At 48.4% G+C, this 19,181-nt stretch carries 18 protein-coding genes and 2 other annotated features; all 18 genes read left to right on the top strand.

Features of this window, described 5'->3' with window-relative positions:
• Positions 1–26 precede the first annotated feature (26 nt).
• The 18 genes from MHB82_RS23965 (at position 27) to MHB82_RS23880 (ending at position 19,172) form a co-directional block, all read left to right on the top strand.
• Entirely contained in the window at positions 27–1,562 is a 1,536-nt protein-coding gene (locus MHB82_RS23965; RefSeq protein WP_341176026.1) for a LysM peptidoglycan-binding domain-containing protein, read from the top strand.
• Positions 1,563–1,722: 160 nt separating this feature from the next.
• Positions 1,723–2,011 (top strand) — a binding site (T-box leader).
• Between the two features lie 58 nt (positions 2,012–2,069).
• Positions 2,070–4,736, top strand: coding sequence for a valine--tRNA ligase (locus MHB82_RS23960; protein ID WP_341176025.1), 2,667 nt, complete (start codon positions 2,070–2,072; stop codon positions 4,734–4,736).
• Positions 4,737–4,814: 78 nt separating this feature from the next.
• Positions 4,815–6,191 (top strand): bifunctional folylpolyglutamate synthase/dihydrofolate synthase, encoded by a 1,377-nt coding sequence (locus MHB82_RS23955; protein WP_341176024.1) that lies wholly within the window; start codon positions 4,815–4,817, stop codon positions 6,189–6,191.
• A 56-nt stretch (positions 6,192–6,247) separates the two neighbouring features.
• Positions 6,248–7,567, top strand: a complete 1,320-nt coding sequence (gene murC, locus MHB82_RS23950; protein WP_255248065.1) for a UDP-N-acetylmuramate--L-alanine ligase — start codon at positions 6,248–6,250, stop codon at positions 7,565–7,567.
• A 118-nt stretch (positions 7,568–7,685) separates the two neighbouring features.
• Positions 7,686–8,873 carry an SPOR domain-containing protein gene (locus tag MHB82_RS23945; protein WP_341176023.1) on the top strand — a complete coding sequence of 396 codons (1,188 nt, stop codon included), beginning with the start codon at positions 7,686–7,688 and terminating at the stop codon, positions 8,871–8,873.
• Positions 8,874–9,017: 144 nt separating this feature from the next.
• A complete protein-coding gene (locus MHB82_RS23940) occupies positions 9,018–9,260 on the top strand; it encodes a DUF4321 domain-containing protein (RefSeq protein WP_095293309.1) in 243 nt (80 codons plus the stop codon).
• 91 nt (positions 9,261–9,351) lie between these two features.
• The gene (locus MHB82_RS23935) at positions 9,352–9,963 is read left to right on the top strand and encodes a Maf family protein (RefSeq protein WP_095361428.1); all 612 of its coding nucleotides are present in this window, start codon (positions 9,352–9,354) and stop codon (positions 9,961–9,963) included.
• A gap of 35 nt (positions 9,964–9,998) precedes the next feature.
• Entirely contained in the window at positions 9,999–10,688 is a 690-nt protein-coding gene (gene radC / locus MHB82_RS23930; RefSeq protein WP_095361429.1) for a RadC family protein, read from the top strand.
• Between the two features lie 185 nt (positions 10,689–10,873).
• The gene (locus tag MHB82_RS23925; protein ID WP_095293312.1) at positions 10,874–11,908 is read left to right on the top strand and encodes a rod shape-determining protein; all 1,035 of its coding nucleotides are present in this window, start codon (positions 10,874–10,876) and stop codon (positions 11,906–11,908) included.
• Between the two features lie 185 nt (positions 11,909–12,093).
• Positions 12,094–12,969: a rod shape-determining protein MreC gene (mreC, locus tag MHB82_RS23920; RefSeq protein WP_095361430.1), complete on the top strand. Its 876-nt coding sequence runs from the start codon at positions 12,094–12,096 to the stop codon at positions 12,967–12,969.
• A complete protein-coding gene (gene mreD, locus MHB82_RS23915; RefSeq protein ID WP_095361431.1) occupies positions 12,969–13,502 on the top strand; it encodes a rod shape-determining protein MreD in 534 nt (177 codons plus the stop codon). The genes mreC and mreD overlap by 1 nt, the downstream gene beginning before the upstream one ends.
• Positions 13,503–13,576: 74 nt before the next feature.
• Positions 13,577–14,239 carry a septum site-determining protein MinC gene (minC, locus tag MHB82_RS23910; protein ID WP_095293315.1) on the top strand — a complete coding sequence of 221 codons (663 nt, stop codon included), beginning with the start codon at positions 13,577–13,579 and terminating at the stop codon, positions 14,237–14,239.
• Positions 14,240–14,242: 3 nt separating this feature from the next.
• Positions 14,243–15,037, top strand: a complete 795-nt coding sequence (minD, locus tag MHB82_RS23905) for a septum site-determining protein MinD (RefSeq protein WP_024633965.1) — start codon at positions 14,243–14,245, stop codon at positions 15,035–15,037.
• 236 nt (positions 15,038–15,273) lie between these two features.
• Positions 15,274–16,152, top strand: a complete 879-nt coding sequence (locus MHB82_RS23900) for a M23 family metallopeptidase (protein ID WP_341176022.1) — start codon at positions 15,274–15,276, stop codon at positions 16,150–16,152.
• Positions 16,145–17,005 carry a M50 family metallopeptidase gene (locus tag MHB82_RS23895; RefSeq protein ID WP_110822801.1) on the top strand — a complete coding sequence of 287 codons (861 nt, stop codon included), beginning with the start codon at positions 16,145–16,147 and terminating at the stop codon, positions 17,003–17,005. Before MHB82_RS23900 ends, MHB82_RS23895 begins: the two co-directional genes overlap by 8 nt.
• Before the next feature lie 106 nt (positions 17,006–17,111).
• Positions 17,112–18,362: an Rne/Rng family ribonuclease gene (locus tag MHB82_RS23890; RefSeq protein ID WP_095361434.1), complete on the top strand. Its 1,251-nt coding sequence runs from the start codon at positions 17,112–17,114 to the stop codon at positions 18,360–18,362.
• 56 nt (positions 18,363–18,418) lie between these two features.
• Positions 18,419–18,503: a sequence feature (ribosomal protein L21 leader region), on the top strand.
• Positions 18,504–18,517: 14 nt separating this feature from the next.
• On the top strand, positions 18,518–18,829 hold the full coding sequence (gene rplU / locus MHB82_RS23885; RefSeq protein ID WP_095293319.1) for a 50S ribosomal protein L21: 312 nt from the start codon (positions 18,518–18,520) through the stop codon (positions 18,827–18,829).
• 13 nt (positions 18,830–18,842) lie between these two features.
• The gene (locus MHB82_RS23880; RefSeq protein ID WP_341176021.1) at positions 18,843–19,172 is read left to right on the top strand and encodes a ribosomal-processing cysteine protease Prp; all 330 of its coding nucleotides are present in this window, start codon (positions 18,843–18,845) and stop codon (positions 19,170–19,172) included.
• The last annotated feature ends 9 nt before the right edge of the window (positions 19,173–19,181 follow it).

The raw sequence follows: 19,181 nt of genomic DNA, 5'->3' as shown, positions 1-19,181 counted from the left end.
CATATGCCGAAAGGAGGACGCCACCTTTGTTGAATCAACCTTATGGTTTACGGTTCGATATTTATGAGCGCGTTCATTTGTCCGAGGGAGTCCCTGCCATTGAGGAACTGGAGGAAATTGAGTTATACCCGCGTATTCAAGTCATCGGTCAGGATGATCATGCAACGTTGCGAGGCCATCTTTTACTTACAGGTGCGTATCGGGGAGAGAACGAGATATCGGAGGAACTGAAACATTTTATTCCGGTTGAGATCACGGTTCCCTTGAATCGGGTAAGATCGCTTGAGGATATCTCGATTGAGATTGAAAACTTTGATGTGGATTTATTATCCAGCCGAAGCTTGAATATTACAGGTGTGTTGTCACTGCGTGGCATTGAGGGCTTTCCTGTTGAAGAGCCGCAGGCCTGGTCAGCGGAAGAGTTTACTGTGGTACACTCGCCTGATCCGCAGCAGGTTAACCGCGCTCCGGAGGCAGAGGATGCAGATGCCGGGTTGAACACTTTTGCTCAGGAATATCTGCTGCAGCGCAGTGAAGAGGAAGGTCTGCCTCTAACGGCCGATTCTCTATACGCAGCAGAAATCCCTGGGAATCCACAGCAAGCCGCTGATGAAAGCATCCGTTATGAAGAAGACGTGCAGTCGGAAGAACAGTTAACCCCCGCGCCGCAACAGATCTATGCTGATACGCTCGAGAATCAAGAAGAAGAATATCAGAAAAGACCTGCTGAAGATAACGCTCCTTCATTAATCACCCAAGAGAATGAAGCAGCCGATAATGAAGTACCCGCCTCACCTTCACCCGTCTCATCTTTTATGGCGGAGACTGCAGACCGGTTGGCTTCTTATCCGGAGTCAGAGCCATTGCTACCTCTGGCTGAGGAATCACCATCTGTCTGGGCCGAGCCTTCCGTGGAGACCTTACATACAAACACGGAGCTGAACCAACAACCATCGGAAGACTTGGCTGTTTCGAATGTCTGGAACTTCGAATCTTCCAGGTCAGGTTCACCGCAGGAGGATCAGACGGAGGCTGAGAAGCCAGCAGAGAATTGGCAGGATGTGTTTGCAGCGTCTGAACTGGAATCTGCCGAGGGGGAAAGACCTTCTGCACCGGGAGCAGTGGATGCAGATGAATCTTCAGAGCCTGTTTCGTTCATTCCTGAACCTGTGGCTGAGACAGAAGACAAGCCAGAGCTCAAAGTAGCGTTTGGCAGCAAGAGGGAGTCTTCACCAAGACAGGAAGAAGGGGTGGGGATCTCGTCACTGTTGTCCTCGGGTAGGTCGGTGCGGGATACAGAAACGGATCGGGAGGACGAGTCGGTCGCTGGCTCCGTACAGGAAGAAGCCTACCAGGCAGATGATGTTCAGTGGAAGAACCTGTTTTTGGGCACGATTGTGGATCAGACACCATTCCGCAAAGTTAAACTGTGCATCGTCCAGCGGGAAGAGACCTTGGATAGCATTGCTGACCGCTATCAATTGAGTACCCGGGAGCTCCAGTTGTACAATCGTTTAACTGAACAAGTCGTTGAAGAAGGGCAGATTCTATACATCCCCTGACCTCTGACTTGTAAAATAACGTCCATATCAACCTGCAATCCAATAAGGATTGCGGGTTTTTGCTGCTTTTTGGCTTACGATGCAGGGCTGCCGCCCGTTTCCGCTGTTGTCAGGTTGACTATCGGGCACGGTCAGGGTATGATGTGTTTAGGTTTTTTAAAGAACAACGTCGAATGGGAGTAGTAGACAGCAAGGCCTTTCAGAGAGCGGGATTGCAGCGCTGAGAAATTCCGCAGGAACCTACTGATCGAAGTCGCCCGGGAGTTGCCTGTTTGAATATGAGGAACGATGAAACATGTCATTGTGATTTGTTTGTTCCTGAAGTAGGATGGGCCGGTAGCAGCCGTTATCTGCTTGAAGTGTCACGATAGCCTCAGAAAGGCATGCTGTTTCTTTCTGGCTGCGTGAAACAAAGGTGGTACCGCGAAAGCTAACCTTTCGTCCTTTGATGGATGAAAGGTTTTTTTGTTTTTTGGCGATGATGATTAAGTAACGGAGGAATGACACATGTCTGAAGAAAAAAAATCAGCGGCAACAGAAATGCCGACTACGTATGATCCGAAAGCTGCGGAGCAGAAATGGTATTCTATCTGGACAGAACGTGGATATTTCAAGGCTGGTCAGCGCAAGGATGCTGAACCGTTTACCATTGTAATTCCACCCCCGAATGTAACCGGTATGCTTCATATCGGGCATGCACTGGATTTTACACTCCAGGATATTCTGATCCGAACCAAACGGATGCAAGGATATGACGCTTTGTGGCTCCCAGGTTCCGACCATGCAGGTATTGCGACTCAAACCAAAGTAGAGCAAAAGCTGCGTGAAGAAGGTTTGACCCGCTATGATCTTGGACGCGAGAAGTTCCTGGATAAAGTCTGGGATTGGAAAGACCAATACGCGACAACGATCCGTCAGCAGTGGGGTAAAATGGGACTCTCCCTGGATTATTCACGTGAACGCTTCACGCTCGATGAAGGGCTTTCCCAAGCGGTGCGCAAAGTGTTTGTTCAACTATATGAAAAAGGCCTGATTTACAGAGGCAAACGCATTATTAACTGGGATCCGGTGAACCGTACTGCATTGTCTGACATTGAGGTTGAGTACAAAGAGGTTCAGGGACACCTGTATCATCTGAAATACCCACTTAAGGACGGAAGCGGTTATGTTACGGTAGCAACGACTCGTCCGGAGACGATGCTCGGTGATACTGCAGTTGCGGTTCATCCAAAAGATGAACGTTATACAGACATGATTGGCAAAACGCTGATCCTGCCAATCATTGGCCGGGAGATTCCGGTTATTGCAGATGATTATGTAGATAAGGAATTCGGAAGCGGTGCTGTAAAAATTACGCCTGCACATGATCCGAATGACTTTGAAGTGGGTCTTCGCCACAATCTGCCTCAGATCATAGTAATGGATGAGACAGGTACCATGAATGCGGAAGCAGGCAAATATCAGGGTATGGATCGCAGTGACTGCCGCAAACAGATCGTTGCAGATTTGCAGGAACTGGGTGTTTTGATCAACATTGAGGATCACACACACCAGGTTGGACACAGCGAACGGACGGGAGCTGTGGTTGAGCCTTATTTGTCCACACAATGGTTTGTTGAGATGAAGCCTCTCGCCGAAAGAGCCATTCAAAAACAGCAAAACGGGGAAGGCGTAAACTTCGTTCCGGATCGTTTTGAGAAAACGTATTTGAACTGGATCGAAAATGTTCGTGACTGGTGTATCTCACGTCAGTTGTGGTGGGGACATCGTATTCCTGCCTGGTACGACGATGAGACTGGTGAAATTATTGTATCGGCTGAAGATCCAACAACACTGCCAGAGTACGCGGGTCGTAAGCTGAGACAGGATGAAGATGTTCTGGATACGTGGTTCAGTTCGGCATTGTGGCCTTTCTCCACGCTCGGCTGGCCTGAAGATACTGAAGATCTGAAACGTTACTATCCGACAAGTGTACTTGTAACCGGATATGACATCATTTATTTCTGGGTTGCACGGATGATCTTCACAGCTCTGGAGTTCACGGACGAAATTCCATTCAAAGATGTTCTGATGCATGGTCTGGTTCGTGATGCGGATGGCCGCAAAATGTCCAAATCACTCGGTAACGGTGTGGATCCGCTGGATGTTATTGAGAAATACGGTGCAGACGCGATGCGTTATATGATCTCCACCAGCAGCACGCCTGGCCAGGATCTTCGTTTCCGCTGGGAACGGGTAGAACAGGCACGTAACTTTGCTAACAAAATCTGGAATGCATCACGTTTCGCACTGATGAATCTGGAAGGCTTTACTTACGAAGATCGCGACATCAGCGGAGAGCTTGGAACAGCCGATTATTGGATTCTTCACCGTCTGAACGAAACTTCCCGCGATATTACGCGTCTAATCGAAGCATACGAATTTGGTGAAACAGGACGATTGCTGTACAACTTTATCTGGGATGACCTCTGCGACTGGTATATTGAATTTTCCAAGTTGTCCTTCTACGGTGAAGATCCGATTGCCAAGAAAAAAACACAATCGGTACTCGCTTATGTCCTGGACCACACCATGCGCCTGATTCACCCGTTTATGCCTTACATCTCGGAAGAGATCTGGCAGCATCTGCCTCATGAAGGCGAGACGATTACACTTGCATCTTGGCCAGTGTATGATCCTGCGCTGGAGAATCCGGAAGCCGTTGCCGAGATGAACCTGCTCATGGATACCATTCGTGCCGTACGTAACATTCGTGCAGAAGTAAACGTGCCGATGAGCAAGAAGATTGAATTGATGGTAAAAGCGAACAGCGCCGAGACATTCAGCATTATCGAACGCAACAGCCATTACATTCAACGATTCTGCAATACATCCGAGTTCGACAGCGGACTTGATCTGAGTTCACCGGATAAGGCCATGAGTGCTGTAATTACGGGAGCTGAACTTTACTTGCCGCTGGCTGGACTGATTGATATTGAGCAGGAAGTGGCTCGCCTGGAGAAAGAGTTGCAGAACCTTGAAGGCGAAGTACTCCGTGTAGAGAAAAAGCTTGCGAATGAAGGCTTCGTAGCCAAGGCACCAGCCAAGGTTATTGAGGAAGAACGCGCCAAACAAGCGGATTATTCGGATAAACGGGATAAAGTCATCGCCCGGATCAAGGAACTGAAAGGTTAATGTTTCTGGGTCGGATGGAGAGCAAGCATGCCATCCGGCCGCTTTTTTCAATCAAACTCGGGACCGAAGGTGAAACATATGACGGAACTTAATGGCACGGGCGTAGATGCCCCTCTGCATACCTATGACGAGGCTGTGGACTGGATCAATGGCCTTATTCCTTTTGGCATCAGACCCGGATTGGAAAGAATCACGGAGCTCATGTCATTGCTCGGTAATCCTCATCAGCGTCTCAAATTTATTCATGTCGCGGGAACGAACGGAAAAGGTTCGACTTGCGCTTTTTTGACGTCGGTGCTGCTTCAGGCGGGGTACGATGTAGGAACGTTTACGTCTCCGTATATCACGAAATTCACGAATCGTTTTCAATACAACGGGGAGGATATTCCGGAAGAGACACTGCTGAAGTTAGCGAATCGACTCCATCCGCTGGTCACAGATATGGCGTCTACTGTTCTTGGATCACCTACGATGTTCGAAGTGTCTACAGCCCTGGCACTCTTGTACTATGCAGAAGAGTGTTATCCGGATGTAGTAGTATGGGAGACTGGACTGGGGGGAAGGATGGACGTAACGAATATCGTTACACCCGTGGTTTCGGTCATTACGAATATTGGTATGGATCATACGGATGTCCTGGGTGATACCATTGAAGCGATCGCGGGAGAAAAAGCAGGCATTATTAAACCAGGCGTACCTGTTGTTACCTGTGTTACGCAGCCAGAGGCTGTTAAGGTGATTCGGGAAAAGGCCCAGCAAGTCCGATCAACTGTGTATTTGTCTGGAGAACAATTTTCTTACCATAGACTCCATAGTGATGAGAATGGTCAATCCTTTCATTTTGCAGGACCGTTCCGCGAGCTCGATGCTCGCATTCGAATGCAGGGCATCTATCAGATGGATAATGCTGCGGGTGCTCTTATGGTGCTTGAATTGCTCAGACAGTACATGGCATTCATTCTGGATGACAGAGATATTGCCCTTGGATTGGAGAATGCCTTTTGGGCTGGCCGATTCGAGAAGGTCGTTCACGAACCCCGAATTGTACTGGATGGTGCGCATAATCCGGAAGGGGCAGAGTCACTGGCCAAGAGCATTGTCGACGTATATCCTCACAACAAGTTAAATTTGATGATGGGCATGCTGGCGAATAAGCATCACGAAGCGTATTTGCAGCATATACTGCCACTAGTGGATACGCTGATCCTGACCGAGCCAGATTTCCGACGCAAAATGGATGCAGCCGAGTTGCTGCAGATCGTCGAGCGGTTACGTCCCGCCATTGCGAAAGAGAATCTGGAAATCATCGTCGAGCCCGATTGGGCGAAGGCACTTGATCTATTGAAGTCACGGACGGAAGCGGAAGATCTGGGGGTGGTGTCCGGCACACTGTATCTCATTGCAGATGTGAGGGCAGCCCTTTTGCATCAAACCGATTCTGAAAAAGGTTGGTGAAAGTTTTGTTAAATACATCAGAACACGTTCATTTTATAGGGATTGGCGGATATGGCATGAGTGCCATCGCACGAGTTATGCTGGAGATGGGATACACCGTTACCGGATCGGATGTCGCTTCACAGGAGTTGACTGAGAAGCTGGCAGCCAAGGGAGCGAAAATATATATCGGACATACGGCTGAACACGTAAATGGAGCAGATCTCGTGGTCTACTCTACAGCAGCTCCGGCGGATAATGTGGAGCGAGTCGCAGCCGAGCAGCTTAATATTCCGATTCTTCACCGTGCACAGATGCTGGCGCGCCTGCTCAATGAGCGCAAAGGTGTTGCGGTTGCAGGTGCCCATGGCAAAACGACGACTTCCTCAATGATTGCACTTGTCATGGACAAATGCGATACTGACCCGACGTATATCATTGGCGGAGAAATCATGAATTTGGGAACCAATGCCAAGGCGGGCCAGGGCGACTGGGTCGTGGCTGAAGCAGATGAGAGTGATGGATCGTTTTTGCAGTATCATCCATGGCTAGGTATTGTGACCAATATCGAAGCCGATCATTTGGAGAATTACAACAGCGACTTCGAGGAGCTCAAAAAAGCGTATGTACAGTTCTTGAGTCAAATTCGTCCGGAAGGAACAGCCATTGTCTGTGCGGACGATGAGAACGTTCAAAGCATTTTACCTGAGCTGAAATCCCGAATCACGACATACGGCATTGATCAGAAGGCCGATTATATGGCATCGGATATCGTACTGGGGGACCGCAGGATCTCCTTCACCATGAGCCATCAGGGTAACGCACTGGGTACGGTAGAGCTCTCTGTTCCAGGCAAACATAATGTCTACAACGCCATGGCTACGGTCATTACCTGTCTGGAAGCAGGCATTCCGTTTGAGAAGATCACGGCAGCCATTATTCAGTTCCATGGTGCCAAACGCAGATTCCAGGTGCTGGGTGAAGCACGGGATATTCTGGTCATCGATGACTATGCTCATCATCCGACTGAAATTGAGGCAACCATCAGTGCAGCGAAAGCGACAGGGAAACGTATCATCGCGGTGTTCCAACCGCAGAGATATACGCGTACCTTCTTCCTGCTGGATGCATTTAGTCGTGCTTTCGCGGAAGCAGATGAGGTACTTATTACCGACATCTATTCTCCAGCGGGAGAAAAACAGATTGAAGGTGTTCACTCCGCTAAGCTGGTTGAACTGATTGTTCAGAACAGTAATGCTGCTGCTCGTTATTTGCCTACCAAGGAAGAAGTGGTAGCAGATTTGCAGAATCGTCTGCAGCCAGGAGATCTTGTCCTCACAATGGGAGCAGGGGATATCTGGAAGGTTGGCGACACACTGGCCAAAGGACTGAAATAGTCCACTTTATGACCCGCTTGTCTTCGAAAAGAAGCAGGCGGGTTTTTGAATTTCTAGGAATCTTTCATTGTCTCTGGGCATATAGCTGATATAAATGGGACAAAGGAGAGGGTACGGGGTGAGCAATGCTAGAATGACGTTTCGTTTCGGGGAGAACGAGTCGGACAAGCCGAATCATAAGGATGAGAAGGTGATTGGAACCTTTCCATCCTTATCTGATGAGATATCACACAGTGCTCCGCGGATCGATGTCGCGCCTTCATGGACACCGGAGGATATCCCTGGAGATTGGGGAGAGACCACCCTGACCGGGACAAGTATACTGGAGCAGGATCAGAGAAAGGACCGGAATCTGGATCCTGTACAGTCGCAGTATGTTTATTCGGATCATACAGTGTATCCTGACGAAAATGAGAAAGAGCTTCCTGAAGACAGCAATTATGTGGGTCATGACTGGATGGCGGATCGCGATCATTACTCCTACAAGCGAAATCGCCCTCCGAGGGGCTGGAAGATGATTGGTTCGGTTACGGGAGCACTGGTCACCGGTGCCCTTTTCGGTATGGTTATTCTCTCTTTTTTTAATCGGGAAGGAACAGGTCCGGACGTACTTCCCCAAACCAATCAACCAGTATCGAGTGTGACGGGAGTACAGAGTGCTTCCGGGACGGACCAACAAGCACAGTCAGCACTTAGCGGAGGCAGTTACTATGCACTTCAGTACGGTGTTTTTAGTTCGCCTGAACGTGCTGAACAAGCCAAGCTTGAACTCTCCCAGTCTGGAATCGCTGCAGGAACGGATCCGGACGATGGGAATCGGGTGTATGCGGGCATCTCTTCCGACCGTGAGGAAGCCAAACTGCTGAGCTCCCGTCTTAAGGCGGAGGGCGTGGAATTGTACGTCAAAGAGATCGCATATCCTGCAGTGGACTCTGCAGCTCTCGGTATGAATGAGGAAGATGTTCAGCTCTTCTTCAGCAGCAGCAATGCATTGGTGGAACAACTATCCACATTGTCCATCGGGCAGCTTGGTCAGGCAAATCCAGAGCCTGTTGCCCCGGAAACGATGACTGCATTACAGAATCAGCACGAGGCCTGGATAACAGGTGTGGGTAAACTCTCAGCAGGTCTCGGACAAGAAGCAGCGCCGATCGTTTCAGCCATGGAAAAATCGATGAACAGTGCAATTACGGCAGTTGCCGAGTATAACAAAAATCCCTCCGATGTACACATGTGGGCGGTACAAGCGGATCTGATGGATTATGTTCTGCAGCAGAAAAAATGGCTTGAAGGGATAAAGCAATAAGTTTTCCTTCCCCTAACACAGCCCCGAAATCCCTGTCCGGCAAGGAACTGGAAATAGTTCCCCTTGCCGGATTTGTGTTTGTATTGACGTACAAAACCCCGTATAATAATGTGGGTGTCAAAAAATGGCGAGGGAAGATAACCGATGAAAAAAAACTTCGGCATGTTAATACTGTTTCTTCTGCTCGGCTGGATGGCCGGAGCGTGGATCGCCAAGGCACTGCAGCCAGTCAAGGCTGTAGCCATTCTAACCAAAGCCACGACCATACGTTGGTCACCGCAGGCTGATCTGGATATTATCAGTTATGACATTTCATTTCAATTTCAAATGAGCCTCCTCAGTTTGATTGGTATTATTGCGGCTGTATGGCTGTATCGCAGACTGTAGGAGAATGACGATTTTTGACGACGAAACTAAGCGAATGACATCTACTATGGTGATACGACAGATGTCGCCGTAGCATAAGGAGCCGTTTATTTTGAATAAATTACAATCGCGCCCTATTATTCTGGCCTCCACTTCGCCGCGGCGCAAGGATCTGATCGCTTCACTTCAACTAGCTTTCAAAGTAATACCGAGTCACGCAGATGAAGACACGCCGCCGGAATGGACTCCTGAACAGACGGTTCAGGAGCTTGCCATGCGCAAAGCAATGGCTGTCTATCGTGGGCTTGAAGGTCAGGAACAGGACGCTATTATTGTTGGCAGTGACACTGTCGTTGTGCTGGATGGAGACATTCTGGGCAAACCTGTGGATCAACAGGATGCTGAACGTATGCTCGCCAGACTTCAGGGACGTACACATCGTGTATTCACTGGTGTTGCATGTATTGATGCTGGAAATGGACAGTCTGTTGTGCACTATCGGCAGACAGAGGTAACGATGAAGGAACTGTCCGAGGCAACGATCGGGGCATATGTTCAGACAGGCGAGCCTATGGACAAAGCAGGGTCGTATGCAATTCAAGGAATTGGCGCTTCACTGGTAGACCGCATTGAAGGATGTTACTTTAATGTCGTGGGCTTACCTCTTTCCCTGCTCAGCGACATGTTGGATGGATTCGGAGTTCATGTGCTGCCGCGCGCCTGATTGTGGGAAATGATTGATGTGAAAAGAGGGAATATATGGAGTCGCCTCAGTACATGATGCGCGACATCCCCCATGAAGAACGCCCGAGAGAACGCATGATGGAATATGGGGCGGGCGCCTTAAGCCATGCAGAACTGCTGGCTATTTTACTTCGGACAGGTACGAGGCAGGAATCGGCAGTGCACATGGCACAGCGCATTCTCACTGAAGCAGGTGGCATTCGTTCACTAATGGATATGAGTCTGAACGAGTTGACTGCCATGAAAGGAATTGGTATGGCCAAGGCTGTTCAGCTCAAGGCTGGTATTGAACTTGGTCACCGGATTGCGCAGAGCAGACGGGTACAGTCTCCTTCAATCCGTACACCTCGTGACGCAGCTGATATTTTACTCGAGCAGCTGCGTTACTTACAGAAGGAACACTTTGTGTGTCTTTTCCTGAATAGCAAAAATCATATTATTGCCCAGGAAACACTCTCCATGGGTAGCCTTAATGCTTCAATTGTACATCCACGTGAAGTGTTCCGTGCTGCCATCAAATGCAGCAGTGCCTCGATCGTATGCGCACACAATCATCCTAGCGGTGATCCTACGCCTAGTCCTGAGGATATTCAAATAACCAAGAGACTGATCGAAGCAGGTTCAATCGTGGGCATAGATGTGCTGGACCACATCATTATCGGCGATGGAACATACGTAAGTTTGAAGGAGAAGGGCTTAGTATAATATAATGGTTGGCGTTGATGTTTTCCTATGAATATTGACGGCGTTGTCCGTAGAAGATAGGTTCACTTTGCAGATGCAATACATTTCAATGAATGATGAACCCTGCTGGATGGCAGAGGGAATGAAAATGAAACGCTCTGATCGTTAATAGGGCGGCAATATGAGGCAGAAAAGGAGATTACGTCATGTTTGGTGGTTTTACGAAAGATTTGGGTATTGATTTGGGGACAGCGAATACGCTGGTTTATGTACGTGGAAAAGGTATTGTAGTGCGGGAGCCTTCGGTGGTTGCTCTGCGGACAGATACCAAGAGCATTGAGGCTGTTGGGGAATCTGCCAAAAAAATGATCGGACGTACTCCTGGTAACATTCGTGCGATTCGTCCGATGAAGGACGGCGTTATTGCTGATTTTGATACGACGGCAACGATGATCAAATACTTTATTCGCCAAGCGCAAAAACAGCGCTCGATGTTCCAACGTCACCCGAACGTTATGGTATGCGTACCATCCGGAATTACAGCGGTAGAACAACGTGCGGTTGAAGATGCAACAAAACAGGCCGGTGCGCGTGAAGCATACACGATTGAAGAGCCATTTGCAGCAGCTATTGGTGCAGATCTTCCGGTATGGGAGCCAACAGGCAGCATGGTTGTGGACATCGGTGGAGGAACGACTGAAGTGGCGGTCATTTCCCTCGGCGGAATCGTAACAAGCCGCTCCGTTCGTGTAGCTGGTGATGAGATGGACGAATCGATCATTCAGTATATTAAACGTCAGTACAATCTGATGATTGGTGAACGTACATCTGAACAATTGAAAATGGAAATCGGTTCAGCTATGCCATTGGAACAAGTGGAAACGATGGAAATTCGTGGACGCGATCTCGTAACAGGTCTGCCTAAGACCATCACGATTACATCGGATGAAATCAGCGAAGCTCTGGCAGATACGGTAAATGCTATTGTAGAAGCTGTGAAAGTAACTTTGGAAAAATGTCCTCCTGAGCTTGCGGCAGATATTATGGACCGCGGTATCGTGTTGACTGGCGGCGGCGCGTTGCTCCGCAATCTGGACAAGCTGCTGGCTGGTGAGACAGGTATGCCGGTCATCGTAGCAGAAAATCCACTCGATTGTGTAGCAATCGGAACAGGTAAAGCTCTGGAGAACATCCATTTGTTCAAAAGCAGAAGCAGTTCGGCAGTTCGTTCCAAACGTTAATCCGGCACTGATCGCTTAATGTCACGTTTGAGTTAAGCGTCAGTCGCCAACGAAGAGGACCCGACTTCGGTCGGGAGAGCTATTACCCGCATACCCGGGGAGATCAGCGAATATTCTCGAAGGGACTATCAGTCTGCACGTCTCCCCGCCGGGCATAGCTCGGAAGAGAATATGGATGTTAGAGGGTGTTCGAACTGTTTAAGCTGCTGGGCAACAAAAGACTTTTTGTTTTGCTGGTGGGCCTTGTTACATTTATCGCGTTAATGGGCTTTACGCTCGGTCCGCGAACCGCTCTATCCTGGCCGGAAAAATTCCTGAAGGATTCAGTCGGATTTGTACAATACGTATTTTACAAGCCCGCTTCTGCTGTAGCGGGCTTTTTCAAAGATGTAGCGAACATGCGTGCGGTTTATCAAGAGAATGAAGAGTTGCGAATCGCGATGGGGCACTATACCCGGGATCGATTGAAGTATAACGAGATGGAGAAAACCAACGATCGTTATAAGGATTTGCTAAAATTTACGGCTGAACAGAGAAATCGGTATAACTACGAATATCGTATTGCTCAGGTCATCAGTGCCAATTCCGATCCTAATAGCAGAACAATCAATATTGATATCGGGGAGAATGCGGATATTAAGCCAGGCATGGCTGTCACTTCCCAGGATGGTCTGGTTGGGGTGATCAGTCACGTTAGTGCCTATACCTCCACGGTGAATTTGCTAACCTCGATGGATGCCAACGATCCCAATTCCAATGCCATAGCAGCAACGGCGGTGGGCAAGGAAGATACCGTTTTTGGCATGATCGAGAGTTTTGATCCCAAGACAGGCATGTTTAAGATGACCAAAATTTCGGAAGAGTCTGATATCAAAAAAGGCGACGAAATTATCTCATCGGGTATTATCAATAATTTTCCGAAGTACATGCGAATCGGGGAAGTCAAGAAAATTGAAGTTGGCGAATACGGACTCACGCGTACAGCAACGATAGAACCCTACGCGAGCTTCCTGGATTGGAAAGAGCTGATGGTGGTTATTCCTCCCGAGGTGAAGGAGTAATGGTGACACGCAAGCAAGTCTTGTTCCTGTTGCTGTTCGTTTTGTTCATCGCGGAAGGAACGATTTTGCCACTGCTTATTCCTTCCGGATGGCAGCTGCGCATTTCGGCCAATTTGGTCTATATCGTCATTCTGTTTATCGCTGTATATCATCATCGCCACACTGCTCTGGTGCTCGGCATCTTTTTTGGACTGCTTCATGACGTTGTATTTTATGGAGAGATGATCGGACCTTATGGATTTGCAATGGGGTTATCTGCTTATATGATGGGACTTATATTTCAGGCACCGCGTGCACCTCTACCAGTTATGGTTACTGTCGTCATTTTGGGAAGTCTGCTTAACGACACCATGTTGTTCTTTTTATATAAGCTCTTCCGCCTCAATCACGTGACCTTTGACTGGGCTTTGCTTGAATATATGATTCCCAATCTGTTCATTCATTTTGTGTTTGCTCTGATCATTTATACTCCGCTGCGGAAGCAGCTGGAGCGTATCGGCAAAAGAAAGAGCAAGGTGCAGGAGGCATCCTGATACATTTTATAGAGTGAAAAGCAGGAACTTCGAGGCCCGGGCACGAAATGTAATGAGATGGGAGGGACAGGCTTATGACGGTAAAATCGAATCACGTAACGATTAAAGGCATCCGAGACGGCTTGGTTTTCCTGTTGGACGATCAATGTGAATTCGAGGAATTGCTCTATGAGCTCCGCTATAAGCTGGAACACAGCCATCAAAATATTTTGACCGGACCGATTGTTCATGTGGATATCAAACTGGGCAGCCGCGAAGTGACAGAGGACCAAAAAGAAGCGATATTAGACATATTGAAGCAAAAAGGTAATCTGCTCATTCGCTCCATCGATTCACCAGCCCTTAAACCAGAGGTTAAAGGGCCACCGCCAATTGTTACGATGTGTGGCATGGTGCGTTCAGGTCAAGTGCTTCATCACGAAGGGAATCTCCTGTTTCTTGGGGATATCAATCCGGGGGGCACGGTGACGTGTACCGGAGATATATATGTTTTGGGTTCACTCAGAGGCATGGCTCACGCTGGGATCGGCGGGGACGACGAGTCAATCATTGCCGCATCGGTATTTGCACCGACGCAGCTTCGAATCGCTGATATCATCAGCCGTCCCCCTGACGAATGGGAGAGCCGGGATACCGGGATGGAATTTGCTTATTTACAGGACAATCAGATGCAGATCGACAAGATGAGCAATATCGTTCGGTTGCGCCGAGATTTTAATGTGTTTAAAGGAGTGTAGCTCATGGGAGAGGCGATCGTGATCACTTCGGGTAAAGGCGGCGTTGGTAAAACAACCACCTCAGCAAACATCGGAACAGCGCTGGCGCTGCTCGGAAAAAAAGTTTGTCTGGTAGATACCGATATCGGCCTTCGCAATCTGGATGTCGTGATGGGACTCGAGAACCGGATCATTTATGATCTGTGTGACGTGGCAGACGGGCGTTGCCGTCTGAATCAGGCGTTGGTGAAAGACAAACGCTTCGAAGAATTGTATATGCTGCCTGCAGCGCAAACAAGAGATAAAAACTCTGTATCACCGGAACAGGTTAAGGACATCATTTTGGAATTGAAAAAAGATTTTGAATATGTCATTATCGATTGTCCTGCCGGGATTGAACAGGGATTCAAAAATGCGGTCGCTGGAGCAGATCAGGCCATCGTGGTGACTACACCTGAGAATGCGGCTGTACGTGATGCGGATCGGGTCATCGGCCTACTTGAAAGCTCGCATATTCAATCACCGAAGCTGGTTGTAAACCGTATTCGGAACAACATGGTCAAATCGGGCGATATGCTTGATATTGATGGTATTTTGCAAGTCCTCAACATTGATCTGATTGGCATTGTGCCAGATGATGAACTTGTCATCAAAGCGGCTAACTCTGGAGAACCTACAGTCATGAATCCAGACTCGCTTGCAGCGATTGCCTATCGGAACATTGCTCGTCGCATTCTGGGAGATACGGTTCCACTGATGCAGTTAGAGCAGAAAAAGGGCGCATTCTCACGCTTTAAAAAGTTTTTTGGTATGGGTTAAATGGGTTAATACAATCGTCCTTATAGATATAAATACTTACCGCCGCGGCTTTTGCAGCCCGGCTTTTTTAATGTTTTCAGCACAGAAATCCCTATCTTTTTTCTCCAGATTAAACTCCACTCGGCAGGTTGATCTTACCTGGGTGGAGTTATTTTGCTTTGACCCGGAAGCTTGTTCATATTATGAAAGAGCTCTTCATAGGATGTATTAAACAAGCCTCGGCGGGAGGATATTCCATGAATACGAAACTTCGAATCAAGCAAAGAAGAGAAGAACGGATACGGCGGTTGCTGGATGGTGCTGCGATGGAGATTATGCAGGAAGCGAATTCGGGGCCGAGCAAGAAGATTGCCGAGAGCCCAAGACCTACTTCTTCTTTTGATATACAGGATCAGACAAGACATGTTGGATCACTACTGACAGAACAGGAAAGGGATCCCGAATGGCTGTGGAAAAAAGAGAACGGACATTACGGTTCAGGTGGCCATACACGTTTTAACTTGGTGAAATCGTTGGTGCGTAGAACAGTAGTCAGTGCATTGGTTTTTGGAGCCGTATGGGGACTGTTTCAACTCAATGCGTCATGGGCATCTTCACCCAAAACGGTTATTGCAGATGCGCTGCATCGGGACATGGACTTTGCCTCGGCAGCGCTCTGGTATGAACGGCACTTTGGCGGGACACCGTCTTTCCTGCCTGTGCTGGGCCATACCACAGATGCAGTTAATGGTTCGGGGGTCAGATCATTGCTGGGTAAACCGCTCTCTGGGACAATCGTCCAACCCTTTGCACTGAGCATGAAGGGCATAGAGATCGTCCCGGAAGCAGAAGGAACTGGATTTGTACAGGTCGTCAGTTCGGATGCAGGACGAGTTCTGCAAGTTCTTGGCGATGCAGAGAATGGGATAACTGTAGTCATCCAGCATACAGGCAACTTGACTGCGATATATGGACGATTGAACGAGAGTGAAGTCGAAGTAAATGACTGGGTGGAGGCCGGAAATGTCGTTGGCAGCCTCAAGTCCACAGGCGGAGAACAACCTGCCACGCTATATTTCGCTGTAAAAGAGGGCGAAGAGTATGTAGATCCTGCGGAAGTGGTTGCCCTTGATTAGGTTGTGGGGTGTACGCATTTCGCTTCATCCGTTTTTTGTCATTATTATGCTGGCCTCCTTGGCTACAGGACATTTTATAGAACTCATCACACTGTTTGCAATCGTATTTATTCATGAATGTGGACATGCTGCGGCGGCAGCCCTTCTGGGCTGCCGTGTCCTGTCAATTCAGATGCTTCCTTTTGGCGGTGTGGCTGTTATTGAAGACGGGGGCCGGCTTACGGCTGGGCGGGAAATCATCATTGCGCTGGCCGGTCCTCTGCAAAACATTGTGATGGTCGGGATCACCATGCTGCTGCAGTACGCCAACCTGGGAGATCCAGTATTCTTGGCGTACATTATCCAAGGGAATCTGCTGATTGCCCTGTTTAATCTGCTGCCCGTACTTCCGCTGGATGGCGGTAAAATAGTACAGGCACTCGTCAGTTTAATTGCTCCCTACTATACAACATTAATGTGGACTTATCGGATTAGCATCTTATGCAGTACAGGGGTTATTCTGTTTGCCATCAGCAAATGGATCACTGGAGACTACGGGCTCCCGCTGAATATCTTGCTCATTGGTCTCTTTCTGTTCTATTCCAACGTGACCGATTATCGAAACGTACCTTATCGCTTTATCCGCTTTTTGATGAATCGGGAAGGCGCTTTTGCCTATCATGCGTCTACAGGCAGTTTGGCACAGCCGATAATCTCATTTCCGGCGAAACCTTTGGACACTATTCTGCGTCTATTAAAGAGAGAGAAATATCATATGGTATATGTGATGAACAGACAGGGACGAATTATGGCCGTTTTGCCTGAACAGCGAATTATCGGTTCCTATTTCAAGCAGAACACAGATAAACTGTAATAAGGTTGGTGAACTCGTCCAGATTTGGGGTAATACATATACATTGAGAATTGCAAAGACACAGAATGGATGTGGATGAATTGAATTGTCTTCTAGAGGTCAAGCCATGAAACAAATGATCGTACATAATGAACACAACCTCATGCAAATGGCGCTTCTGGAAGAAGGCAAAGCTGTGGAATTTACAGCAGAACGTACACGCGAACGCGGACTGCTTGGTTCGTTTTTCAAAGGACGAGTCGTCAACGTGCTACCGGGTATGCAGGCTGCTTTTGTGGATATAGGTCAGAAAAAAAATGCCTTTCTATATGTGGATGATGTCCTGCACCCTCATTTGGAGAAACAACCCAAGGTGAAACCTTCAATCTCCGAATTGCTTCGTCCAGGTCAGGATGTCATCGTTCAGGTTCTGAAAGAGCCGGTAGGAAGCAAAGGAGCCCGGGTGACGACACATTACTCACTACCGGGCCGATGGCTTGTCTACATGCCGATAGCGGACTACATAGCCGTCTCGAAGAAGATTGCCCGCGAAGGGGATCGCTCCCGTCTTAAGGCATTGGGAGATCAGCTCAGACGTGGGGAGGAAGGGCTGATCATTCGAACCGTATCCGCAGAAGAGCAGCGGGAGGCCATAGAGGCTGACTTGGAATCGTTGCGTGAGCAGTGGCGTTTGATATGCGAAAAAGCAGACAGTTTGCCTTCACCGAGCCTGTTGCATCGGGATCACAGTATGGTTCAGCGAATTATTCGGGATGTGTATACTCCAGGCAGCGATGAGGTTATTACAGATAGTGAAGGACAAGCCCGGGAGGTGAGGGCTTTGCTGGAGGAGATCTGTCCGGGTCATCAGCCGAAGGTACAGGTTTACCGGGGCGCAGAGTCCATCTTTGCTGCGTATGGTGTTCAAGAGCAGCTCAATAAGGATTTTGCACGCAAAGTATGGCTCCCCGGCGGCGGTTACATCGTCATTGATCATACAGAGGCACTTACCGTGGTGGACGTTAATACAGGCAAATTCACCGGAGGCGGCGGGGATAGTCTGGAAGAAACCGTAACAGAAACCAACATGCAGGCAGCCGTCGAAATTGCACGTTTAATGCGTTTGCGGGACATTGGTGGCATGATCATTGTGGACTTTATCGATATGGAGGAAGCAACCAATCGGCAGGAAGTTGCTGCAGCGCTGGAGGCTGAACTCAAAAAAGATCGAACCAAGGCTTTTGTCATGGGCTGGACCAAGCTTGGTCTGCTTGAACTTACACGTAAAAAAGTCCGGGAAGAAAGTACACTTCCTTATGTGGAGCCCTGTTCTTCTTGTCACGGGACAGGTAAAAGATATATTTCACCATTGCATTGATTTTTACTTGGGATGATGGTATAATCATCAGGTATGTGTTTAGCCTATTGGTCTTGCACATGCTGTAACCGCACTGGCCGGGTACAAGAACAGCTCCGCAAGGAGGCTGTCACCTGAGACCGGGCGAGTCTGAGACATGAGGAGGTGCAAGGCAAATGTACGCAATTATTGAAACAGGCGGCAAACAGTACAAAGTCCAAGAGGGCGATGTTCTGTTCATCGAGAAATTGACTGCGAACGATGGCGAAAGCGTAACGTTCGACCGTGTCCTGGCTGTATCTAACGATCAAGGTTTGACAGCAGGTACACCATTGGTTTCCGGAGCTACTGTAACGGCTAAAGTGGAGAAACATGGCAAAGGTCAAAAGGTTGTTGTATACAAATACAAACCGAAAAAGAACTACCATGTGAAGCAAGGTCACCGTCAACCGTACACTAAAGTAACTATCGAGAAAATCCAAGCGTAAGAGGGTGCGATAAGTGATTATCGTTCAAATCTTTCGTAACGATGACGAGAGCATCGATCGCTTTTCCATCAAAGGGCATGCTAATTATGCCAAGCGGGGAGAAGATATCGTATGTGCCGGGGTATCCGCTGTTACAGTGGGTACAGTGAATTCGATCGAAGCATTGACTGGTGTCGAGATGGATGCCCAAATGAAGAATGGCTTTTTAAGCGCTTCTTTGCCAGTGCTGGAGAGAGACGGAACTTGGTCCCAGGTGCAATTGCTGCTCGAATCTATGGTTCTTATGCTCACTGATATTGCAGAGTCATACGGGAAGTATATTAAGATAGAGCAACTCAAATAAGTAAAGAAG

This window comes from Paenibacillus sp. FSL K6-2862 (assembly GCF_038005125.1).
Lineage (GTDB): Bacteria > Bacillota > Bacilli > Paenibacillales > Paenibacillaceae > Paenibacillus > Paenibacillus illinoisensis_A.
This window is presented reverse-complemented; position numbering and strand designations above follow the sequence as displayed.